Source organism: Aquirufa sp., assembly GCF_044239315.1.
Taxonomy (GTDB): domain Bacteria; phylum Bacteroidota; class Bacteroidia; order Cytophagales; family Spirosomataceae; genus Aquirufa.
Genome location: NZ_JBIIBQ010000001.1, coordinates 64334 through 85689, shown reverse-complemented (window position 1 = coordinate 85689; position 21356 = coordinate 64334). Strand labels below are relative to the sequence as shown.

The window sequence follows — 21356 nt, the reverse complement described above, 5'->3', positions numbered from 1 at the left end:
GTAATTTGTGGTCATAACAATCCTTTATGCGCAAATTACTATTAAACCTCATTGAATACTTAGGTTACAAAGTCACTAAATTCGATCGCAAGGCAGCCGGCCCTTACGCTGATATTCAAGACAAGGTTTTTTGGGAATTTTACCAAGCATGTCAACCCTATACGATGACATCGGTAGAACGCATGTTCGCGCTATATCAGGCGACGAATTATGTGATTGATCAAAAAATTTCGGGAGATTTCGTGGAATGTGGTGTTTGGCGAGGAGGTTCATCGTTGATGGTCGCGCAAGTTTTAGCCCATCGTGGAGTGAGCGATCGCCACCTCTATTTATACGATACTTTTGAGGGAATGTCCGAGCCTACGGTGGAGGATGTGGATTTTAGGGGCCAAAAAGCGGACCAAATGCTCGAGCAAACACAAGATAAGAAGGAGACTTCGGTGTGGTGTTTGGCAAACTTAGACGACGTTAAATTAACGATGTCAAATAGCTCCTTTCCAGCTGAAAACATTCACTATGTGGAGGGAAAAGTAGAGGACACCATCCCCGTCACGGTACCCGCAGGCGCCATTGCATTATTGCGCTTAGACACCGACTGGTACACGTCTACAAAACACGAATTAATCCATTTATACCCATCCTTAAGCTCAAGCGGCGTATTAATCATAGACGATTATGGACACTGGGAAGGCTGTCGCAAGGCAGTAGATGAATATTTTGTAGAGCAAAAGACCTCGATTTTATTACAGAGAATTGACTATACCGGCCGATTGGCCATCAAGAAATAATTTACTATTTGGAAGTGGCGTTCGTGGAGGAGAATGTCGAAATTAAAAGTTTGTTGATAAAAATAAGAAAGTTCACGTTTTGTGAAGTTTTAGTGGTATGTTTGTGAAGGATTAGTGCTAGGTTTGTTTTTTACGAAAACACCTAACCACATGAAAGTCCATTTAATTAAAGAGAAGACGATCTATCTTTTTTCGATTAATCACACGAACTGCTATTTCCCCTTAGAAGATTGGGTAGATAAAATCAGGAACGCGGATTGGGAGAAACCAGACGATATTTTATTTACCTTTCCCTCCTGCGACCTACTGGGCAATGGATCGAGCCGCGTGATTTTCAATATCAAAGGAAATCAATTTCGACTGATTGGTAAATACGGATTTGGCCTAAGTCAAGTCCACCTATTCATCTGCTGGATAGGAAGTCATGCAGACTACTCGAAGCTCTGCTCGAAAGGATTGCAATACACTATTAGTAGCTACTAATTCCATGAAATACCGCGTTATTAACTCCGATACCTTATATGAACACTACTGTGATGTGCTCGAAAAACTCGTCTTTAGTTCCCCCATCACGCCAGAAATTCAAGATGAAATTAACCTCTTGACTTTACTGATTGAGACTTACGATAAACAAAATAGTCACTTTCGGAACCTTGATCCAGTTCAGCTATTAAAATCTTTATTAGCAGAGCATAAAATGAAAGCAGCGGATTTAGCCCGTAAACTACATGTCAGCGAAGGCTTGATTTCCGATATCTTGAAATACAAAAAAGGAATGTCGAAAAAGACCATTCGTGGCATTTCGGAGCTATTTAAGATGCAGCAAGAGGCCTTTAACCGGCCTTACGCCGCAACCTCCACTAACGAACTCACCCAGTCCTGAAATAACTCAGATTCAATCTGCACAGCCACGGCAGCGTGCTGTTCCCAGTCTGGCCAGGTGGATTTTAATTGAGCAATCATCTCTTCTAAGTGCCCCTCTTCTTCCACTATTATGGATTTTACTTGGACTTTAGATTTGGTTTCGGTGAGGATTTTTTGGTAGATCGGATACAACTCATCCGCCCGTAATTCGATCGCATAGGTCACTAATAAATAGGCTGCCCATTTCACGTCATAGCCAGATAGACCTAGGTTTTTCTTCGCATATTGGCTGACACGCAGGTCTAATAGATCTAAGTAAAAACGAGAGGAGCGCGGGTTGATTAGAAACGCATCGTCATAGGTTTCGAAGCCGGACGGAACTAATTTGCTGATCTGCTTTTTTAGGTAATAGGCGTGGCGGTGCTCTTCCGCGGCGTGTTTTAAGATAATCAGGCTAACCTCTTTCTTATGTTCAAATTTAGAAATTTTGCGCGCGCCGGAATTTTCCATGAAGGAAAGGGTGTTCAAAAAACGGGCATGAGACTCAGGATTCGCAACTAATTGTGCGATTGTATTAGTGGTATTCATGTTGGACTTAGGCAAATAGTGTAGACAAAGATAGGCACTACACAAAATTTTTCTATCTTTAAAGTCTAACAATAATTCATCGAATGAAAAAATTCTACACCTATTACCTGGGCGTCCTGTTCCTCTTGATGAGCAGCACGCTATTTTCCCAGGTTACTTTCCCGTTAAATGACATCGCAAGTCCGTCAAATGGCTATTACGCCTTCACGAACGCGACCATCGTGAAAGATGCAAAAACGACTTTGACTAAAGCGACTTTGGTCATTAAAAATGGCAAGATCGAATCAATCGGAGCCGTGGCAGTCCCAAAGGATGCGATTGTGATCGATTGCGGCGGAAAATACATTTATCCGTCTTTCATTGATCTTTACAGTGATTACGGCATGAACCCTGTAGCACCAGGTGGTGGCGGTTTCCGCTCCCCTTCCCAAATGATTTCAAACACAAAAGGTCCATATTCCTGGAATCAGGCAATCAAATCGGAAGTTTCGCACGCGAAATTATTCGAGGTTAATGATGCGAAGGCGAAAGAATTGCGCAAGCTGGGCTTTGGCACCGTTTTAACACACCACATGGATGGAATCTCCCGTGGTGCAGGTGTTTTTGTGAGCTTAGCAAAGCAAAAGGAAAATTTGGTAGTCTTAAAAGAGAAGGCATCCGCGCATTATTCCTTTAACAAAGGATCCTCTTCTCAGGATTATCCAGGTTCATTGATGGGTTCTATTGCATTATTACGCCAAAACTTCTTAGACGCTTCTTGGTACAAGTCGAAGCCCGCGAAAGAGGGAACAAATTTGTCTTTAGCCTCATTTAACGAGATCCAAGGTCTTCCTCAAATCTTCGAGGTAACCGACAAGTGGTCTGTTTTACGGGCGGATAAAATCGGCGACGAGTTTGGTGTTCAATACATCATCAAGGCAAGCGGTAATGAATACCAGCGCATCGATGAAATGAAAGCATCAAATGCGAAATTTATTTTGCCTCTAGAATTCCCGCAAGCGATGGATTTAGAGGATCCTACGGACGCACGTTTCGTGAACGTGGCGGATATGAAGCACTGGGAATTAGCTCCTACGAATCCAGCGAGTTTCGAGAAGGCGGGTCTATCCTTTGCTTTAACAGCAAACGGTTTGAAAGACGTAAATAGCTTTATGCCTAACCTTCGCAAAGCCATTCAATATGGTTTAAGCGAGCAAAAAGCATTGGAAGCATTGACGACGACTCCGGCTACCATTTTAGGTGTTTCGGATATGGTAGGAAGCTTAGATGCAGGTAAATTAGCCAACTTCGTGATAACGAATGGCCCTATTTTCGCAGATAAAACAAGCATCATCGAAAACTGGATTCAAGGCGATGGCTATACCATTTCTAAGGATCAATGGAGCTCAATCGCTGGGAAATACGCCCTTAAGTTAGGAGCGATGTCTGCTACCTTAAGCATCTCTGGTGAGCCAGGAGGCTATAAAGTACAGATTTTGGGAAAAGACACGACTTCTGTTGATTTTTCCCAAAAAGAATCTTTAATCAACCTGAGCTTCTCTTCAAAAGCAGACAAAGGAAAGCGCACCCGCTTAAGTGGTACGTTCGCAGACGCTGCCTTCACTGGAACAGGTCAATTGGCGAATGGAGAGTGGGTTTCTTGGAAAGCGACAGCCTCTGCTCCAGCCGATACAGCTTCGAAAAAGACAGCGAAAAGAGAAGATAAATTAGACTTAGGCTCTGTTATTTATCCATTTGCAGGATATGGAACGCCTAAACCAGCAGTAGCTGAAACAATCTTGATCAAGAATGCGACGGTTTGGACAAATGAGAAATCAGGTGTTTTAAAGAATAGCGATGTCTTATTAAAGAATGGAAAAATCGCGGCGATTGGTAAAGGATTAAAAGATCCTTCGGCACGCGTTATTGACGCAACAGGCAAACACGTGACGGCGGGAATCATCGACGAACACTCGCACATTGCGGGAACCGGCGGCATTAACGAATGTTCGCAATCCGTAACGGCTGAAGTGCGTATTCAAGACGTGATCGATCCAGATGACGTGGACATCTACCGTCAATTAAGTGGTGGTGTGACGTCTAGCCATATCTTACACGGTTCTTGTAATACCATTGGTGGCCAAACACAATTACTAAAATTACGTTGGGGTGCTAATGCGGAGGGAATGAAGTTTGCTAACTGGGATCCGTTCATCAAATTCGCTTTAGGAGAGAACGTAAAACGTTCTTATAACACCTCGAATCCGCGTTTCCCAGACTCAAGAATGGGTGTGGAGCAGGTATTAATGGATGCCTTCACTCGTGCAAGAGATTATGAAAAACAAGGTCCAGGTAAGCGTATTGATTTAGAATTAGAGACTTTGGTCGAAATTTTAAACCACAAACGTTTCATCACTTGTCACTCGTATGTTCAGAGCGAGATTAACGCGATGATGAAAGTGGCGGATCATTTTGGATTCACGGTAAATACATTTACCCACATTTTAGAGGGTTATAAAGTCGCTGATATTATGGCCAAACATGGTGCTGCGGCTTCTACGTTCTCGGATTGGTGGAGCTATAAAATGGAGGTAACTGATGCGATTCCACAAAATGCTTACTTGATGCAAAAGACGGGTGTGAATGTGGCGATTAATTCAGATGATGCGGAAATGGCGCGTCGTTTGAACCAAGAAGCTGCAAAATCAGTGAAATACGCTGGTATGGGTGAGGAGGATGCCTTGAAAATGGTGACCTTGAATCCTGCCAAAATGTTACACGTCGCTGACCGCGTCGGTTCAATCAAGGAAGGTAAGGATGCAGATATCGTGGTTTGGTCAGACAATCCTCTTTCTATTTATGCTAAATCAGAGCAAACTATCGTAGACGGCGCAGTCGTATTCGATCGCGCAGCTGACTTGATTCGTCAGGCAGAATTAAAAGCAGAGAAACAACGCTTAGTTCACAAGATGATAGGCGCGAAAAAAGGCGGCGCACCGACTCGTCCAGCCACACCATCTTATAAAGAAGAAAACGAGTGCGAGGTGGATCACCACCACGGAAACAGCATTTGGGACCGTATTTCGAGCCGTTGGGATAACACTGAAAACTAAGATACAAGATGAAAAAACAGATCATATATACCCTTTTCTTTGCGCTTAACGGCTTCGCAGCTCTTGCACAAGAAACCATGCACCCGTCCCCTGCCCAAAGCAAAACGATCGTCATTTCCGGCGGTACTATCCACGTAGGCAACGGGACCATCATCGAAAACGGAACAGTCGTTCTCGAGAAAGGCAAAATCAAATCCGTATCCGCTTCCCCAGTGTCTATCACAGGTGACGTTGAACGCATCGATGCCACCGGCAAGCAAGTTTATCCAGGCTTAATCGCCTCTAACTCGAGCTTAGGTTTAGTGGAATTCGTTTCCACAAAATCAACCGTAGATATCCAAGAACTAGGCGAAATGAACCCAAACATCCGTTCCATCGTAGCCTACAATACCGATTCGAAAATCATCAACACGGTTCGCTCGAATGGTATTTTATTCGCTCAAATCACACCACAAGGTGGCATGATCCCTGGTTCTTCTAGTATTGTACAACTCGATGCCTGGAACTGGCAAGATGCCGCTTACGCGATGGACAATGGCATTCACTTTAAAATGCCTGCCTTAATAAACCGTCCATCGGCTTTCCAAAGAAGAGGAGCGAATGCAGATCCAGTGGCGGCAGGTTTGGCGCGCCTCGAAGAGGCGCGGTCCTTTTTTCAGGAAGCGAAGGTTTATTTGAATGAGAAGACGCACACAGCCACGAACTTAAAGTTCGAAGCAACGAGAGGACTTTTCGACGGAACGAAGCCCTTTTTCGTTCATTGCGACCTTGTGAAGGAAATGTTAACTGCGATTCATTTTGCCAAAGAATTCAACTTCAAACTAGTGCTCGTAGGAGCCACTGACAGCTGGATGATTGCAGATATTTTGAAGGAGAATAACGTAGCAGTGATTTTAGGCGAAATCCATAGCCTACCAGCTACGGAAGACGATGCGGTAGATCAACCGTATAAAACCCCAGGCATGCTTCAAAAAGCAGGCGTCCTGTTCACGATGGGCTTCGAAGGAAGTGATGGAAACTGGCGCCAACGCGACCTTCCTTTCCACGCTGGAACGATGGCCGCATACGGTATGACGAAGGAGGAAGCCTTATCAGCAATCACATTAAACGCAGCTAAAATCCTACACATTTCGGACCGAACTGGAAGCATTGAAGCTGGAAAGGATGCGAACATCGTGATCAGCACAGGTGACATTTTAGACATGCGTACTAGCGTGTTAACAAATGCGTTTATTCAAGGCCGCGCTTTAAACTTGGATAACAAGCATTCACAATTATTTGAGCGTTATAAGTACAAGTACAACGTGAAATAAATTGAATTAAAGTTTAGTTAAAAAAGTCCTCAAAAGCCGATTTTGTCTTTTGAGGACTTTTTTTATACTTTGATTGCGCCTATTTATCAGTGTTTTCATAAAGTTGCGTTATATTATGACTTAAGTTTTGTTTTTGCGTTTATTCTCTGAATATTATCAAAAATATAACTGTAACCACTAATAAATATGAAAACCAAACTAGTCTTTTCAACCGTTTTGATCAAGTCCCGCTTGACCTTACGGATGACACAATCCCAAGTCGCCTCCGCCGTCGGCGTATCCCAAAGCGCCTACAATTATTGGGAATCTGGAAAACATTATCCCAACGCCACCAAAATTTACCTTCTCATCAAAGTCCTGAAGATTCCCATTGAGGATGTATTCTCGGCCTAAAAAATTCTTACCTTTGGGGGGATGATTCGCCTCAGCATTTTACTTTTTTTCACTCTACTTGCTTGCACCAGCTCACCTGAGCCTGTAACTCACTTTTACGATTGGAAAAAAGAGCTGAATCAGCTTTCTTCATCCCCCCTTTCGGTAAAAAAGACCGTGATCCTAGACGGCAGTACGGAGGTGATCGATTCCGTTCAGGTAGATTTAAAAAAAGAATGGGCCCTCTTTGAAGAAGCCGATCTCAATAAACCCGCCTACGCATTAAGCTACAGAGATGAATCTACTCAAGGGTTAGTTCAGTATACCTTGAAAAAAGGAGAGGATCTACCTGTACGATCATTTAAAATTGAATTAGATTCTTTAGGCCGTCCTTCCACAGTTGCTTTTGAAATTTCGTCTGAAAATTTAATTTATTCTACTTCAAAAACCCTAACCATGCACATTAATGCGGGTCGCGTAGTTTCTTATACCATTTCTGGTTCACAAGCTTTGCGTTGGTTTTCGACGCCTACGCGCTATTCGGTTAGGGGGGTAGCGCTATACTAGATTAGAGATTATAGAGTAGAGAGTAGAGATAGTATAGTGTGATTGTCTGTCTCTACGTGCTTCAATCGAACTTTTGTTGAAATAACTCACATCTATTGAAAGAGCTTTTCAGGTATTGACACTTTTTGTCAATACCTGAAAAGCGAGTTTACCCCCGAACGATTTATTTCACAACACAACTTTTCAGTACAATCAGAGCCTCTGCTGGGTTTAAACCCTAGAATGAGCGAAAAAGCAAAACGCAAATACATCGAAATAATTCGTATTTTTAGGGCATGATTTTACGGACAGAGAATTTAGTCAAGAAATACGGAGAGCGATTAGTGAATGATCACATTTCGTATCAAGTGGCGCAAGGTGAAATTGTTGGATTATTAGGGCCAAATGGTGCGGGTAAAACCACTTCCTTCTATATCGCTACAGGATTAGTGAAGCCGAATGAGGGGAAAGTGTTTTTAGGTGATTTGGACGTAACGGACTTGCCTATGTACAAAAGGGCGAGATTAGGCATCGGATATTTAGCGCAAGAGGCATCCGTTTTCAGAACATTAAGCGTGGAGGAAAACATCCAGGCGGTGTTAGAGATGACGGATTTGTCGAAAGCTGCGCAGAAAGAAAAAGTGGAAAGCCTTTTAGAAGAATTCTCTTTAACCCACGTGCGTAAAAGTTTAGGGCAGGTGCTTTCAGGTGGCGAACGTAGAAGAACAGAAATCGCGAGAGCGCTAGCGGTAGACCCTAAATTCATCTTGTTAGACGAACCATTCGCTGGAGTCGATCCCATCGCAGTAGAGGAAATTCAGACGATCGTATCCAAATTGAAATACAGAAATATCGGAATCTTGATTACGGATCACAACGTGGATGAGACTTTGTCCATTACAGATAGGGCTTATTTACTTTTTGAAGGAAAGATTTTGAAGGCAGGGACGCCCAAAGAATTAGCGGATGACGAACAAGTTCGTCGACTGTATTTAGGTAAAAACTTTAAATTGAGAGAAAATAAGTAGGATGAAAAAGGAGACGATTGCGGTACATGGGAGTCATTTGAAGGATGAAACAGCGGGGTCGATTTCGGCACCCGTATTTTTGACGACGACTTTTGAACGGGCTTTGGATGGCACTTATCCAAAAGGCCACATGTATTCTCGTAACTCGAATCCAAATCGTACTGCCCTCGAAAAAGGCCTAGCGGCCTTAGAAGGAGCGTCGCGAGGCTTCGCCTTCGGCTCAGGCCTCGCCGCCGTCAACGCCGTCTTCCAGTGCCTCCAGTCCGGAGATCACATCCTCATGCCTGAAGTAGGCTATTACGCCTCCTACAAACTAGCGGAAGAAATTCTAGGCCCTTGGGGATTAGAAGTAACACAGGTGGATATGACAGACCTAGCGAAAGTAGAGAAGGCGATTCAAAAAAATACGAAACTCATCTGGGCAGAGACTCCGGCAAATCCGATGCTTTGCTTGACGGATATTAAAGGTTTAGCTGAGATAGCGAAAAAACACGGTCTGAAACTAGGGGTTGATAACACATTAGCCACCCCTATCATCCAAAATCCCCTGACCTTAGGTGCCGACTTTGTGATGCACGCGACAACAAAATACATCGGTGGGCACTCCGACATTATGGGTGGCGCGGTACTTGTGAAGGAAGATGACGACTGGGCAAAAAGAATTGAACGTGTTCAAATTTTGATGGGGGCGACGCCTAATCCTTTGGACTGCTACTTATTAGCTAGGGGTTTAAAAACCTTACCATTGAGAATGCGCGAACATAGTGCCACGGCTTTGGAACTAGCTAAACGTTTAGAAAAACACCCTAACGTAGAAAAAGTACACTATCCAGGCTTGGAATCCCACCCACAGCATACGCTTGCAAAGGCACAAATGAACCAAGGTTTCAGTGGTATGATTGCCCTTCAAGTAAAAACAGGAGAAACAGAAACCCGTGATATGGCAGGGAAATTGCAGCTATTTCAACAAGCTACGAGTTTAGGCGGAGTGGAATCGCTCGTGGAACACCGCAAATCCATCGAAGGTCCGCAAAGTACAACGCCAGGAAACCTGTTGCGCTTCTCGATCGGACTAGAACATGTGGATGATTTATGGGCGGACTTAGATCAAGCCCTGAATACAATTTAGAGATCTTTCTCTAGTTTAACTTCGATTTCTTTTCCAACACCCTTTAATTCAATTCGTTGCCTTTTGTAACCAGACTTAGATAAGGAGATGAAATTGTATTGCTTCTCGTCTATCTTAATTTCCACAGGAGTTTTTCCTACGAAGTAACCGTTTAATATAACTTCTGCGCCTGCTGGGTCAGATTTGATAAAAACAGTCTTCATTGCAGGCGACACAAATGAACTTAATGCGCTGATTAACAATAGGATAACTAAATTTTTCATGGTAAGCCTTGAATGAATTATCCAAATTTACCATAAAATAAATGAATCTGTACCCTGAGGACTAAAAATATCTAGTTGCTGATAATTGCAGTTGCGTATTTAACTTGACATTATCTAGAACCCATTGGTAGTTACGGATTAATGCAAAGTTCAATTTACCTGAGAAGACCATCTTTTTTACACGACGTTGGTAATATCCCCCAAAATGGACGTCAACCCATTTAGAATTATACGTTTTAAACGCGTCATAAAAATAGTCCATGTTGTGCGCGTAGCGCTCGATAGTAAATCCGGCTACGGTAGAAGGGCGGATGAAGGCAACGTCGAAGGTTTGAAGATTAGATCCAGGCCCAATTCCAGCACCTAGCACTTGCCCTTCATTGGTATATCCATGGCGGACAAAATCGTGGCGGTACCAAGGTCCATTATTGCGAACGAGTCTATCCGCAGTCATTTGCATAGAGGTATTCTCTACAGCCAAGCGGACATACTTGCCGGGGGACTGCAAAAACACTTTGCGCATGCCAAATAAATAGGCTCTTGAATGCTCTAATGATAGATACCAATCAATCAAACTGGTCTTGTAATCATTCCAACCCACTTCCCCATAAATCTCTAATTGCGAGGCAGGAAAGACCCAGCGAGCGGACATGGATGCTAACTGGTCTCTGCGCTTATCGTCTTCAAAGGGTACCCTTTTCTTCTCTACAGGCAAGAAAAATGGGAAAATATCGGAGAGGCCACTGCCTAAATCGGAGGTATATAGATGGAAAGAACGGGAAACACCTAGGAACAATCCAGGAATCCAGCGCGGCTGGTAATTGATCGTTAAAGCGGTGATGTACCGAGATCCTGGCTCGGATTTAGGCTCTAAATAATTGATCCCATTCACGATGTATTCGTTCGGATTAGGCTGTACACCTGAGCCCTGTAATCGGCCACCAATCAGTTGGAATTCGAATGAACCCATAAAAGTTTTAAGCGGCTTCACACTATTAAATGTGCCGTGTAAAAAACCTGGGGCATTATTTGACATCAATAAAGAATTTCGAAAACCGGGCCCCCACCAGAGATTCTCTGTTGAAATTCCGACAGAAACTGAAGGAGAGGAAAGTCGTAGAGCTGTTTGGCCTAAACGTAAACGAGTGTAAGTGGAGGTCCCGAAACGCTCCGGAATATCTGTGCTATTCCATAGCACAATCATGGGAGCACGAAAAGATCCTTGCAAAGAAAAGGTCTCGAATTCTTTATTCTCTGCCACGACTAACTCCGGCTTTACTTGTAAACTCAAACCCTTGTATTTAGTGAAAAAACCAGCCGTAAAATAAGTTTGTAAGCCTCTCGCTGGGATCATGGCACCGTCATTCCAGCCCATGGGAACCAGAGAATTATAAGAAGTCAAGATAGAAACAGGCAATAGACGTGGCTTAGTGGTGTCAGCTACAGGCCTAATAGTAAACGAATTATGAGCTCCTGAAATCAATTGCTGGTTACGTAAACGCTCTTCAGAATAATCCGGCATACCCACTGGAACAGTCTGGGCATAGATTTGTGCGGACAATAAGAAAAAAAAGATCCGTTTTAGCATGAACAAATTTAGGGAGGATTAAGCGCAATGTTGTAAATTTGAGCATTAAAGATTTTTATGACCAAAAAGTCCAATCGTTATGTGCTGATTCGCTATGTGAACGATGCCCTTGTGGTGTTCGCGGCTTATACATTGGCTATTTGGGGTACTGGACATCTAGAACAATGGAATCCGGCTTTTGGAATTCTTTCCCTGATTATCTGGTATTTTGTCTCCTCTTTTTCCAAATTATACGCAGACAGACGATCGAATAAATATGCTGAAGAGATCATTTTCATCATTTATCACTTGATTTTATTTACCATTCTACTCAGCTCCAGTCTCTTCTTTTTGAAGCCGAGTGGGGCATATGATTTCCTCTTTTTTGTCTATTTTATTGGGGCTAATTTTGTCTTGGCTGCCGTTACAAAGTATATTTTACGAAAAAATCGCCATGCGGCATTTTACCAAGGACGGATGAATGACGTGGTTTTACTTGTAGGTGCGACTGCAGCGGCGAAGAACTTCTTTGATACAGTACAGAAATACTATTATTACGGCTATAAGGTGGAGGGAATCATCGATGATGAAATGAATAATATCCAGGGTTGTGATTATTTAGGTAAAATCAGCCAGCTAGACCTTATTTTAAAATCCCGGTATATTGACGAGGTGGTCATTGCCTTACCCACAGATGATTATTCCACTATACAGCGCTGCATCAACATTTGTGATTACTATCGGACTAAAGTTCGTATTTTACCTGACTTCCAGCAATACGCCACCTCTTCAATCAGTATACAAACCATCGGTCAAGTACCTGTAGTTAATGTGGGACGTTTGCCTTTGGATCGCATGGAAAATCGTATTTTGAAGCGCATTTTTGATGTGTGTTTTTCGATTTTGTTCTTCTGTACCTTCGGACTTATTCTGTTTCCACTGATAGCCTTACTGATCAAATTGACCTCCAAAGGCCCCATTTTCTTTAGACAAGAACGTTGGGGTTTAAATAATGAGACCTTGATCTGCTATAAATTCCGCACGATGGTCCAGGAAAGTGAGGACGTGGATAAAGACGGGAATTACCAGCAGGCACACAAAGATGACCCTCGGATTACCCGAATTGGCGCATTTTTACGCAAGACAAACTTGGATGAAATTCCGCAGTTTTGGAATGTATTACTGGGCAATATGTCTGTGGTAGGACCTAGGCCGCACCCGACTCCATTGAACATCGAATCCATGAATACGGTAGATAATTACATGTTACGCCACATCGTATTGCCAGGAATCAGTGGTTGGGCTCAAGTAAATGGATGTAGAGGGGAGACTCGAACAACAGAGGATATGCAGGAACGCGTGGACTTTGATTTGAGTTATATTCATCGCTGGTCGTTTTGGTTAGATTGCCAAATCATCCTCCAGACCGTCATCAACTTCTTTAGAGGCGATCAGAACGCGTATTAAAACGTTGTTTTATTATCAGCGGAATGAACACCGGCGCCTCTACGAAATAGCGTTTGAACATTCGCTTAGGCTCTTGTAAGAAGCGATAGAACCATTCTAATCCAGCCTTCTGCATCCAAACCGGAGCTCTATCGATCATTCCCGCGGCCACTTCAAAGGCACCACCTATTCCAATCGCCAGATGTGTATCTAATTTCGCTAGATTTTCGGCAATCCAAATATCCTGCTTCGGCGCAGTCAAACTCACCAATAGAATATCAGGTTTCACGGCATTGATCGCCTGAATCATCTGCTCATTTTCTTCCTGTGAAAAGACCGCTCTGAACGGCGGCACAAAAGTTCCCACAATTTGCACACCTGGGTGCTTCGCCTCCATTACTTGCTTTAGCCTTTCTGCGACCCCAGGAGAGGCGCCGAGCAAAAAGATGGAGAAATCGTGCTTTAAGGCAAACGGAAATATCCTCGGCAACACATCCAACCCCGTAATCCGCTGCTTGATGGGCGTACCCAGGAACTCAGAGGCCCATTTCACGGGGACTCCATCGCAAAGAACGTAATCCGCGTTCTTGTAGATGGTTTGAACGCGCGCTGTCGCGCGCGCCGCCAATATCGAATTCACGGGAGTAATACAGACCTGCGCTTTTTGGCCCTCCTGAATCACAGCCTCCCAATCACTAAACAATTCGTCTATCGTCAGCGAGGAAACTGGGGTGCCCAGAATATCAACTTTGTGGTGCTTCATCCAATTCCGTTTCTGGGAAGAAATCCCCTAAAAAATACAAGCCCACCCAGGTCCAGAACGGGAACGCGCCCATAGGTCCCTCTAAGAACACATCGAAGCTTCCATTCAGCCAAAACGTGAACAACACGCAGGAAATCATCAGCTGCTGGTCATTCAACTGCCGCTTAAACATGGGCTTAAACAGACACAAAAGCCAATAGGCCCATAACAAGAACAACGGCCAACCGAAACGCGCTAAAATGGTCAAATTAAAATTGTGCGGCGACCGCAAATCCTCAATCTCCGTCACCACCTCATCACTCTCCGCCAGACTCATACCCAAACCCTTTCCCTGCGCCGCATATTCCGGCGTGACACTGTAATCGATGATATTTGCCCACCACACTAATCGCCAAAACTTGTTTTCATCCAACGTCGCATCCTTACTCACCCCAAAAATCGAGCCCACATTCTCCACTAACTGCTCCATCCCCACCTTTCGGCCCTGGAAGTTTTCCTTCACCTTGATAGACGCATATAATGGCAACACAATCAGCAAGATGATAGGCAAATAGCGCGCATATTGTTTAAACAAAACCCGCATTTCCTCGCGCTTCGTGTAGAACACAAAAAGGCCTAAACTAATCAAATAGGCAAGCATTCCCGAGCGAGAATAGGCCGTGATAATCAATAAATTCAACAGAATCGCGACCGCAAGAGTCACCTGAAAACGGATCGATCTGTGGTTTAAATACAACATCAATACCAACGAAGAAATCAACAAATGCACCCCCATGTCGCCGTATTTATAGAGCGCAAAAGGCACGGATCCGAAGAGGATGAAGTTCTCGAAGAATTCGGAGAAGTTTTGAAGGTAAAAATTAAATAAGGCGAAAAACGGAAACCAAGTATAGATCTTGATGATATACTCCCACATTTGCACCCGCAAATCCTTAAATAGAAATACAAAAAACGCAAACCAAGCGTATTGAATAACAAAAGAGTCGCGAATCACATCAAACAGGGCATAAGAACGCAAACCCCAGCCGATATAGCCTACAGTCACAAAAAGAAAAAAGGCCAAAATCTTCGTCCTCTTGTCCCACCCGAAGGCATACGATTTACGCGTTAAAAACAGGACGATGAACCCACAAGCCCACAAAGCCTCTGCCAAAAAACTGTAAGCAATCCCCTTGTTAAAGAACACATAGAGTGCCATAACGAAAAAATACGCCTGCAAATAAAGTTTCTTAACGGCGCCCATTGATTTGGTATTTTAAAGAAACCTGCCATTGCTGGTTCATGTAATCCGACTTTGTAGAAGAATCTGACCAATCCGCGATGCCATCCTCGATGCGCACCCACATGTAATTATTCACCGAAGTATATAAATAGGAGCCGCCTAAAAGCAGGTTTTTGGTGATGCCGATTTGGGCTTCCACGCCGGCCATTAGATTCACCCAATAGCGATTCTCGTAACCGCTTCCGTAATATTGATACACATAAAAATCATTGTTCTTTGCCGCACGTTCCGCGTGCAGACGAATCAAACTTCGGCCACGGTGAAAGCTCAAATGAATCGTTTGGCTATTAGATCCTGGGCCAATAGATGCACCTAGCAATTTCGCGTTTTGGGTATAGCCCTGGCGCATCTGAGTACTTGTGTACCAGCTATTGCGAAGTGGCTCGCCACCAGGTTGCGTATTGTCGATCACAAGACCCGGATCCATTAATTGCAATTGCGTAAATTCGATTCCTAATTGTAAAAAGGATTTTTTCTTTCTGCCCAAAGGAAATAACTTCCGACCCCCTATCACAAAACCTGTCTTCGTAGAATCCCCGAAGAAACTGGCTGGACCCACCACCCTATCTGGCTGACCTAATTCTGCATAGAATTCCGCATGGTCTTTTGGCAAGGCCAAACGAAATAAGAAAGAGCCTAATTGCATTCGAGGATTTTCTACAAATGGCTTACCTGGTTTAGGGTCTTCGACCGTAAAGTAATTTTGTTGCGCAAATGAATAACCTAGGTAGAAATTAGGCACCCACTTAGGCTGCCAGTTTAACACGAAGGCCTTTAAAATACGCTGGGAATTATTCTTGCTTTCAATTCCTCCTGCCCAAATAGGCCTAAAGTTCTTATCCTCAGGAGAAAGCAAATCAGTATTTTCTAACATTCCTATTATTCCCTTGCCCTCGAAGGTTCCTATGGGGGTATAGACCGGCTTGCGATTTTGGACAAAGTAATGTAAAAATCCCGCCGCCTCATTCGTCAAAATCAAGCTATTCCTGAATCCTGGCCCCCACCAATTATTCTCTGAAGAAATACCAACAGCCACATTACCTAATCGCAAGGCGATGCGCGATTGACCCGGGAAAAATTTCTTCAGCGGCTCAGTCCCAAAGTGGCTGTAATGATCAATGTTATTGTTTATGATAAAAAAAACGCGCGTCCAATAATTTCCATCCTGTGGATTCCCGGCAAATGGAACGGTGGGTAAATTCTCCGCATTCACCCATTCCGGCTGCAAATTCACATCTAAAAATTTCCATGTAAAATGAACGCCTAGACTCCAGCGACGCTGAAAACCCACCGACGGATACATCGTGCCCTGGTTAAAACCCAGGGGCATTTTATCGTTGTTTAGAGTAGTATAGCGAAGAGAAATCCCCTGTAGCTTAAACTTATCAGACACGGAGGACTCTATCTCTTGGAGGCGGGAAGTCGAGCGAATCATAAACGATTGATGCGCATACTTAGCTGAATCCGTGTTCATTAATTGTGCATTTCTTTGCAGATCCTGCAAGCTAATATCATCCAGTAAAGTCGTTTGTGCAAAGACCGAGCAAGAGATCAACAAAAGGCCTAGGACGTACTTTACCATAAGAAAATCGTATTAATGAAGGCGAACACATTCGACTTCGAATGATCCTTTTCCCATAAATAATTCGTTGAATTCACCCACTTCACATCCGCCGTAAATAAGAGCTTTTTATAGCGATAGCCCCCTTGAAGGCCGAAGGCATAATCATCCCATTTCACGGCGCGCGTGTAGACCGCCGTTCCTCCAGCGGTAGTAGTTGGCCTATTCACCACATGTTGAAAAGTCAATCCTAGCTTTGTCCAGCCCCGGTTCCAGCTGACTGCAAGGGATTGTGCATTATTCCCATGTCCTATTCCATTCGCTATGATTTGGTTATTATTCGTAAATCCTTCGTACACTTGACCATGTTCATACCAGTTTCCTGCGCCACGCATCAGATAGGACGGCGTTTCTGACATCTTTGTCGCTTCTGCTTGCACAGATATAAATGTCCGTGCATTTAAGGGATGTAACTTCTTAAATCCAACCACCCAAGCAGCGGAATGAGACATGTCTAGCCATAAATCCCTTAGATTTTGTTTCGCATCATTATAGCCAAATTCCGCATAAACTTCCGCGTGATTTTTCGGCATTAACCAGCGCGTAGAGATACTCAAGATCTGGTCTTTACTCAGCGTATCGTCATTATAATCGCTCTTGAATAAATTGTTCAATACGGGCAAATAAGTGTTCATGAACCTCGCATTGGGCAGCGGCACCTCGTAGTTTTGAAAAGCACGAGAGACTGAGAAAAAGACGTTCTTCATAAACCGAGGCTGATACATCAGGATGATTCCATTGTACTGGCGGTTAGTAGGGCTTGCAGACAAATCCCGTTGTTTTAATAAATTATTCTCGAAGCCTTGAAGCGAATCGCGAGTCATCCTACCTAAGATGAGCTGAAATTCAAACAATCCTACCGGAGATTTTAATGGACGAGTCGTATTCAAACTAAAGTGCCGAAATCCGGCTGCATTATTTGTCATTAAGAGCGAGGAATAGTGCCCGGGACCCCACCATAGATTCTGGGTTGACATCCCCAGAGAAATCCCGCCTGCCTCTAAGCGCACAGACGATTGTCCTAAACTTAGTCGATTTAGTGACGGATTCACTTGACCCCACGCATCGCTCGTCTCATATTCTGCGGAACCAGTACGGACAAACTCCGGTTTAAACTGTACATGTAAAATGCTAAACCGGGCATAAATTCCGGCGCTTGCCTGCATTTGGTAGCCATTGGAATTAGACATCGCCTGATCGTTCCAGCCGTAAGGTCGTGAGGTATTTAGTTTTTGGGTCAAAGAAGCAGGCAATAAAATTGCCTGAAACAATCCTTTTTTATAACTCTTAATGGAGTCGTTTGCGGTAGGATCGATTAAACGATACAAATCTTGCATGCTTTGCTTTCCCGTAGAATAAAAGGGACGCGCGAGCATGGATTGATTTGCGTCTACTTTTCCTAGTAATTGCAGGTTACGGACTTGTTCATCGATGTCGGAGAATCCGACGGGGATGGCGTTTTGGGCCATCGAAAAAAAGGACGAAAGCAGCAGGCCGTAAAAAATTATGAATCGCAATTTCATTGAATATCGTCCTAATTTTGATAATTTAACAAAGTTATGAATTTATCTGTATCCATGATCACCTTCCAGGGTGCGGCTTATCTACAGGCGCAGATGGATTCGATTTTAGGCCAAAGTCTCCCCGTCCACGAGATTATCGTCTGCGATGATGGTTCTACGGACGGAACCCGCGAAATTTTGGCGGATTACGCCGCCGCACACCCCCAAATAAAACTGCAGTTTAATACCGAAAATCTAGGTACCGTCGCGAATATGCAGCAATGCCTACGTCTAAGCACAGGGGATATTATTTTCTTAGCGGATCAAGATGATGTATGGTTGCCCAATAAGGTGAAGAAAACGCTAGCCTTTTTTGAACAAAATCCGACTGCTGAAGCCGTATTCAGCAACGCAGAAATTATTGATGAAGCAGGCGAAACGCAATTCGGAATGACTTTGTGGGACATCATCGGATTCCCTTTTGGCAAAGTTGAATTAACAGATTTCGAAACAAGGGTGGATAATGTCGTGACGGGTGCAGGCTTGGCGATGAAACGAGATGCTAAACTGTTAGCCATGGACATCCCAGTTCTGCCAGGTCTGTTACACGATGGCTGGATCGGTCTTTATTTTGCTGCAAAAAATGCCTTAAATGCAAACCCCGAAACACTGTTTCAGTACCGCAGTCATGCGAATCAGCAAGTGGGAGGTAAAATAGCCGAAAGATCTCAGCTTCTTGATTTTAATCTAGCCTTGTGTGATGGCGTTCCCGTAATGAAGGATTTCAAAACCTGGAGAGAGGCGATGAAGAGGCTGTATACGAACTTAACTTTGCCTTATATGCAGACGGAAAAAATTCAGGAGCAGATTGATTTATATGCGGAATACGGGAAGACCTATTTCCAGCTGCGCGCGAGTCTATTCCTCTTTATGAAGGCGATCCGCTAAGCGATTCCACTGCGCCCGGAAAATCGTATCCGGTAAGATAAACAGCTGCAACACCACGAACCATGCCAACGAAAACACCCCTATTACCAGCAACCGCAATAAAAGCGTGGGCACAAAGAGTTTAAACAAGAATACGATTCCTAAGTACGGAATCAAGCCCAATAATTGCTGGAAAAACACCAGCGTATAATTTGAAAGCGAGATTTCCTTTCTCGTGAAGAAGACGAAAGCCGTGCAAACCGCTAATTCAGTTACCAAAATGGTAATCGCCGCACCTATTTCTTGATGCGAAGGCACTAATAAAAAGGCCAAAACGATACTAATAAACATCCCGATCAAAGCAGAGATGAGGATCGATTTATCTTTACCCACGGCACTAAGAATTTGGAAGCCAAAAATCCCCGACATACTGATAATCAAGATCAGCGGCGCCGTGATTTGCAAAGGCAAGATCGCACGATCAAAAGCCGTCCCTAGCAAAATATGAATGATCTCCGGCGCACAGGTGATGATTCCCACGACCAAAGGCATCGCCAAACTGACAAGCACATAAAAACATTGCTTTACTAGCAACACGAAGGCCTCTTTCTCCCCCTTGTGGTATAAACTCACTAAGCCGGGAAACATCGCTACCGAAATAGCACTTAACACCCCAATGAACAGTCGATTCAATTTCAAAGCAGAGGAGTAATACCCCACACTCTCATTATTCGCTAAAAAGCCCAACAAAATCGTATCTAAAGAGAAATACACGGAAATCGTGAAAATGGTTAAGAACAATAGAGCCATCGGCTTCAAGTGTTTTTTCAGTTCTAAACCTTTCAAAGAGAGGCTAGAGAAATCCAATAATTCCCACAAGCGTTTAACATTAAGAGCGGCTAAAATAACGGCCAGGCCTACCTGCATCCGAAAATAATTCTCGTAGTCGTTCGTGTTCCTAATGAATAAAAACACCGCGGCGATGAAACAGAGGCGGATAACAAGGGAACGAAGTGCGATGAATTTGAATTGATTCATCCCGGAGAAGAACCACTCTAATTGGAAGACTTGTAAGATGAAATAGGCCAAAGCCCATTGAAAAAGTGATTTCTCAGCGGCTAATTGTGGTAAAACGAAGATAAACACCACGAAAATCACGCTTAAAAGCAGTGTTCCCAGGGCATTGATGATGAATATTTCGGATGCTGTTTTCGTTAACTGAACGCGGTCTGAGGCTACTTTCGCCACTTCGCGAACACCGTAAATGGGGATACCCAATGCTGCAAGAAGAACGAAGTATTTTGCGAAACTTTCAGCAAAATTTAATACCCCTACGTGTTCTGGACCTAAGGTTCTAGCTAAATAAGGAAACGTAATCAGCGGGAATAAAACCTGCGAAATCGCTAGCAGCACATTATAAAAGACATTTTTCCGGGTCTCCATTAGCGGTAACTAGCGTCTACGATCAGTTTATACAAGTTGCGAAGCATACGGGGAATACGTTGGATTTTATAGGCCAAAGGTACCCCATGCACATAACGTCTATCTAACACATGGAAATGAAATTCCGAATCAAAAAGCTCCGGTCTTTCAGCCGCCATCTCACGGCAAACCCCTTGCACATAGCGAATCTCCTCTAAGTTCGTTTTCCCATTCGAAAACACCCGGTTATCCGTTCTAATCGGACGCGCGTGCTTTAGTTGCACGCCATGAACCACCGCTGTATTCGTCTTTCCTATCAAGCGTTGAATCGTAGGAATCAAATAGACATCTAATCCCGTTCCGGAAATCGAATGCTTGAAATGTGGTCCAGCAGCTTTAAAAACGGCCTCGCTGTAGAAAGGGGACATGATTTCCACCCACCAAGTATCCTGAATTAAATAACCCGGTTTGTGTAAAAACTGGCGCAGGTTATAGTAAGAATCGTGATTCAAGCTTGGCTGAAATACGTCCAATTTTTCTAAAGCAGCAATGAAAAATAGCTTGTTCAGGTCTGATACGAAGATGATTTGGTCATCATCAAGAAACCCAATGTAGGTTAAAGGAGTAGACTGTAAGGAGGCGTAGATATTTTGCATCACGTCGCCCTTGCACTCTGATTTCAATGAAATATAATGCTTAACAGGCATCGGAGCCTCCGCTACTGCGCCACTATAATCATAGAGCAACCAATCGAAAGCCGGCTCCACATCTAAATGGATATGGTCCATGGGGCTGGATTTCCCATCCCAAGTAATGGCTACGATAGAAGTTGGTTGACTCATA

At 43.7% G+C, this 21356-nt stretch carries 20 protein-coding genes; 11 read left to right on the top strand and 9 right to left on the bottom strand.

Features of this window, described 5'->3' with window-relative positions; all coding sequences use genetic code 11:
• Nucleotides 1-26 precede the first annotated feature (26 nt).
• The 3 genes from ACILP5_RS00435 to ACILP5_RS00425 all read left to right on the top strand — a co-directional run bounded on the left by ACILP5_RS00435 (nucleotide 27) and on the right by ACILP5_RS00425 (nucleotide 1671).
• Entirely contained in the window at nucleotides 27-788 is a 762-nt protein-coding gene (locus ACILP5_RS00435) for a TylF/MycF/NovP-related O-methyltransferase (RefSeq protein ID WP_395616672.1), read from the top strand.
• Nucleotides 789-938: 150 nt separating this feature from the next.
• Entirely contained in the window at nucleotides 939-1271 is a 333-nt protein-coding gene (locus ACILP5_RS00430) for a type II toxin-antitoxin system HigB family toxin (protein ID WP_395616671.1), read from the top strand.
• Nucleotides 1272-1275: 4 nt separating this feature from the next.
• Complete coding sequence (locus ACILP5_RS00425; RefSeq protein WP_395616670.1) at nucleotides 1276-1671, top strand: type II toxin-antitoxin system HigA family antitoxin; 396 nt, start codon at nucleotides 1276-1278, stop codon at nucleotides 1669-1671.
• Here the strand turns inward: ACILP5_RS00425 and ACILP5_RS00420 are convergent.
• Complete coding sequence (locus ACILP5_RS00420; RefSeq protein WP_395616669.1) at nucleotides 1632-2240, bottom strand: hypothetical protein; 609 nt, start codon at nucleotides 2238-2240, stop codon at nucleotides 1632-1634. The genes ACILP5_RS00425 and ACILP5_RS00420 overlap by 40 nt on opposite strands.
• Nucleotides 2241-2323: 83 nt before the next feature.
• Between ACILP5_RS00420 and ACILP5_RS00415 the strand changes: the two genes are divergently transcribed.
• The 6 genes from ACILP5_RS00415 (at nucleotide 2324) to ACILP5_RS00390 (ending at nucleotide 9720) form a co-directional block, all read left to right on the top strand.
• Nucleotides 2324-5332 carry an amidohydrolase family protein gene (locus ACILP5_RS00415; protein WP_395616668.1) on the top strand — a complete coding sequence of 1003 codons (3009 nt, stop codon included), beginning with the start codon at nucleotides 2324-2326 and terminating at the stop codon, nucleotides 5330-5332.
• An 8-nt stretch (nucleotides 5333-5340) separates the two neighbouring features.
• Nucleotides 5341-6645 carry an amidohydrolase family protein gene (locus ACILP5_RS00410; RefSeq protein ID WP_395616667.1) on the top strand — a complete coding sequence of 435 codons (1305 nt, stop codon included), beginning with the start codon at nucleotides 5341-5343 and terminating at the stop codon, nucleotides 6643-6645.
• A gap of 186 nt (nucleotides 6646-6831) precedes the next feature.
• Complete coding sequence (locus ACILP5_RS00405; RefSeq protein WP_395616666.1) at nucleotides 6832-7038, top strand: helix-turn-helix transcriptional regulator; 207 nt, start codon at nucleotides 6832-6834, stop codon at nucleotides 7036-7038.
• 21 nt (nucleotides 7039-7059) lie between these two features.
• A complete protein-coding gene (locus tag ACILP5_RS00400) occupies nucleotides 7060-7584 on the top strand; it encodes a hypothetical protein (protein ID WP_395616665.1) in 525 nt (174 codons plus the stop codon).
• Between the two features lie 275 nt (nucleotides 7585-7859).
• Nucleotides 7860-8591 carry an LPS export ABC transporter ATP-binding protein gene (gene lptB, locus ACILP5_RS00395; RefSeq protein ID WP_395616664.1) on the top strand — a complete coding sequence of 244 codons (732 nt, stop codon included), beginning with the start codon at nucleotides 7860-7862 and terminating at the stop codon, nucleotides 8589-8591.
• Between the two features lies 1 nt (nucleotide 8592).
• Nucleotides 8593-9720: a trans-sulfuration enzyme family protein gene (locus ACILP5_RS00390; RefSeq protein ID WP_395616663.1), complete on the top strand. Its 1128-nt coding sequence runs from the start codon at nucleotides 8593-8595 to the stop codon at nucleotides 9718-9720.
• On the opposite strand, the gene ACILP5_RS00385 is transcribed toward ACILP5_RS00390, so the two are convergent.
• Both ACILP5_RS00385 and ACILP5_RS00380 read right to left on the bottom strand, forming a co-directional pair.
• Complete coding sequence (locus tag ACILP5_RS00385; RefSeq protein ID WP_395616662.1) at nucleotides 9717-9983, bottom strand: PEGA domain-containing protein; 267 nt, start codon at nucleotides 9981-9983, stop codon at nucleotides 9717-9719. The two genes, ACILP5_RS00390 and ACILP5_RS00385, sit on opposite strands and share 4 nt — an antisense overlap.
• A gap of 61 nt (nucleotides 9984-10044) precedes the next feature.
• Complete coding sequence (locus ACILP5_RS00380) at nucleotides 10045-11571, bottom strand: capsule assembly Wzi family protein (RefSeq protein ID WP_395616661.1); 1527 nt, start codon at nucleotides 11569-11571, stop codon at nucleotides 10045-10047.
• A gap of 57 nt (nucleotides 11572-11628) precedes the next feature.
• On the opposite strand from ACILP5_RS00380, the gene ACILP5_RS00375 reads away from it, so the two are divergent.
• Nucleotides 11629-13017: an undecaprenyl-phosphate glucose phosphotransferase gene (locus ACILP5_RS00375; protein ID WP_395616660.1), complete on the top strand. Its 1389-nt coding sequence runs from the start codon at nucleotides 11629-11631 to the stop codon at nucleotides 13015-13017.
• Here the strand turns inward: ACILP5_RS00375 and ACILP5_RS00370 are convergent.
• The 4 genes from ACILP5_RS00370 to ACILP5_RS00355 are packed head-to-tail and all read right to left on the bottom strand — an operon-like array spanning nucleotide 12992 to nucleotide 18131.
• On the bottom strand, nucleotides 12992-13759 hold the full coding sequence (locus ACILP5_RS00370) for a WecB/TagA/CpsF family glycosyltransferase (protein ID WP_395616659.1): 768 nt from the start codon (nucleotides 13757-13759) through the stop codon (nucleotides 12992-12994). The two genes, ACILP5_RS00375 and ACILP5_RS00370, sit on opposite strands and share 26 nt — an antisense overlap.
• Nucleotides 13740-15002, bottom strand: coding sequence for an O-antigen ligase family protein (locus ACILP5_RS00365; RefSeq protein ID WP_395616658.1), 1263 nt, complete (start codon nucleotides 15000-15002; stop codon nucleotides 13740-13742). Before ACILP5_RS00365 ends, ACILP5_RS00370 begins: the two co-directional genes overlap by 20 nt.
• On the bottom strand, nucleotides 14989-16623 hold the full coding sequence (locus ACILP5_RS00360) for a capsule assembly Wzi family protein (RefSeq protein ID WP_395616657.1): 1635 nt from the start codon (nucleotides 16621-16623) through the stop codon (nucleotides 14989-14991). Before ACILP5_RS00360 ends, ACILP5_RS00365 begins: the two co-directional genes overlap by 14 nt.
• Complete coding sequence (locus tag ACILP5_RS00355) at nucleotides 16617-18131, bottom strand: capsule assembly Wzi family protein (protein ID WP_395616656.1); 1515 nt, start codon at nucleotides 18129-18131, stop codon at nucleotides 16617-16619. The genes ACILP5_RS00360 and ACILP5_RS00355 overlap by 7 nt, the downstream gene beginning before the upstream one ends.
• 90 nt (nucleotides 18132-18221) lie before the next feature.
• Between ACILP5_RS00355 and ACILP5_RS00350 the strand changes: the two genes are divergently transcribed.
• On the top strand, nucleotides 18222-19112 hold the full coding sequence (locus tag ACILP5_RS00350) for a glycosyltransferase (RefSeq protein ID WP_395616655.1): 891 nt from the start codon (nucleotides 18222-18224) through the stop codon (nucleotides 19110-19112).
• Here ACILP5_RS00350 and ACILP5_RS00345 read toward each other — a convergent pair.
• Both ACILP5_RS00345 and ACILP5_RS00340 read right to left on the bottom strand, forming a co-directional pair.
• A complete protein-coding gene (locus ACILP5_RS00345; protein ID WP_395616654.1) occupies nucleotides 19083-20534 on the bottom strand; it encodes a flippase in 1452 nt (483 codons plus the stop codon). The genes ACILP5_RS00350 and ACILP5_RS00345 overlap by 30 nt on opposite strands.
• A complete protein-coding gene (locus ACILP5_RS00340) occupies nucleotides 20534-21355 on the bottom strand; it encodes a hypothetical protein (RefSeq protein WP_395616653.1) in 822 nt (273 codons plus the stop codon). Before ACILP5_RS00340 ends, ACILP5_RS00345 begins: the two co-directional genes overlap by 1 nt.
• Nucleotide 21356 lies beyond the last annotated feature (1 nt).

Excerpts from the sequence above, each read along its gene's own strand:
- ACILP5_RS00370 (WP_395616659.1), bottom strand. The coding sequence starts at position 13,759 with ATGAAGCACCACAAAGTTGATATTCTGGGCACCCCAGTTTCCTCGCTG.
- lptB (WP_395616664.1), top strand. The coding sequence starts at position 7,860 with ATGATTTTACGGACAGAGAATTTAGTCAAGAAATACGGAGAGCGATTA.
- ACILP5_RS00350 (WP_395616655.1), top strand. The coding sequence starts at position 18,222 with ATGAATTTATCTGTATCCATGATCACCTTCCAGGGTGCGGCTTATCTA.
- ACILP5_RS00340 (WP_395616653.1), bottom strand. The coding sequence starts at position 21,355 with ATGAGTCAACCAACTTCTATCGTAGCCATTACTTGGGATGGGAAATCC.
- ACILP5_RS00360 (WP_395616657.1), bottom strand. The coding sequence starts at position 16,623 with ATGGTAAAGTACGTCCTAGGCCTTTTGTTGATCTCTTGCTCGGTCTTT.
- ACILP5_RS00385 (WP_395616662.1), bottom strand. The coding sequence starts at position 9,983 with ATGAAAAATTTAGTTATCCTATTGTTAATCAGCGCATTAAGTTCATTT.
- ACILP5_RS00355 (WP_395616656.1), bottom strand. The coding sequence starts at position 18,131 with ATGGCCCAAAACGCCATCCCCGTCGGATTCTCCGACATCGATGAACAA.
- ACILP5_RS00345 (WP_395616654.1), bottom strand. The coding sequence starts at position 20,534 with ATGGAGACCCGGAAAAATGTCTTTTATAATGTGCTGCTAGCGATTTCG.
- ACILP5_RS00420 (WP_395616669.1), bottom strand. The coding sequence starts at position 2,240 with ATGAATACCACTAATACAATCGCACAATTAGTTGCGAATCCTGAGTCT.
- ACILP5_RS00400 (WP_395616665.1), top strand. The coding sequence starts at position 7,060 with ATGATTCGCCTCAGCATTTTACTTTTTTTCACTCTACTTGCTTGCACC.
- ACILP5_RS00405 (WP_395616666.1), top strand. The coding sequence starts at position 6,832 with ATGAAAACCAAACTAGTCTTTTCAACCGTTTTGATCAAGTCCCGCTTG.
- ACILP5_RS00375 (WP_395616660.1), top strand. The coding sequence starts at position 11,629 with ATGACCAAAAAGTCCAATCGTTATGTGCTGATTCGCTATGTGAACGAT.
- ACILP5_RS00435 (WP_395616672.1), top strand. The coding sequence starts at position 27 with ATGCGCAAATTACTATTAAACCTCATTGAATACTTAGGTTACAAAGTC.
- ACILP5_RS00425 (WP_395616670.1), top strand. The coding sequence starts at position 1,276 with ATGAAATACCGCGTTATTAACTCCGATACCTTATATGAACACTACTGT.
- ACILP5_RS00430 (WP_395616671.1), top strand. The coding sequence starts at position 939 with ATGAAAGTCCATTTAATTAAAGAGAAGACGATCTATCTTTTTTCGATT.
- ACILP5_RS00415 (WP_395616668.1), top strand. The coding sequence starts at position 2,324 with ATGAAAAAATTCTACACCTATTACCTGGGCGTCCTGTTCCTCTTGATG.
- ACILP5_RS00390 (WP_395616663.1), top strand. The coding sequence starts at position 8,593 with ATGAAAAAGGAGACGATTGCGGTACATGGGAGTCATTTGAAGGATGAA.
- ACILP5_RS00380 (WP_395616661.1), bottom strand. The coding sequence starts at position 11,571 with ATGCTAAAACGGATCTTTTTTTTCTTATTGTCCGCACAAATCTATGCC.
- ACILP5_RS00410 (WP_395616667.1), top strand. The coding sequence starts at position 5,341 with ATGAAAAAACAGATCATATATACCCTTTTCTTTGCGCTTAACGGCTTC.
- ACILP5_RS00365 (WP_395616658.1), bottom strand. The coding sequence starts at position 15,002 with ATGGGCGCCGTTAAGAAACTTTATTTGCAGGCGTATTTTTTCGTTATG.